Annotated in this window: 1 protein-coding gene; it reads right to left on the bottom strand. The window is 41.1% G+C overall.

Translation table 11 applies throughout. The features are described 5' to 3' along the window. Positions 1–299: hypothetical protein (locus AC29Z1_RS06740; RefSeq protein WP_488270693.1), on the bottom strand; the 299-nt coding region annotated here is incomplete at both ends.

Genomic DNA, 299 nt, shown 5'->3' with positions numbered 1-299 from the left:
ATCACTTGCTTGCTGTAATTCCCTGTTTGCCCGAGCCATGATTTGCTTTTGAAACTCAGTAATTGGTTCCATGATAATTTGCTTATTCTTTTCATAATTGCTATCAAACATGAGTCTGCGGGCAGTATCAAAATCCCCTGATTCGACGGCCTTCATGGCAGCTTCCTCAGTTTTAACTAATGCGTCTGAATTTTTTTTTGCCTTCTCAATAAGGTCGATTTCTGCTTGTGGCGCATTAAGCTCCTTAAGTCTTTGGATAACCTTCTCCCGGGTATTGGTTTCTTTTACCTCTCGCCAAT

It is taken from the genome of Sporomusa sp. (assembly GCF_057736855.1).
The sequence above is the reverse complement of the archived record's forward strand: the minus strand, read 5'-3'. Positions and strand labels throughout refer to the sequence as shown.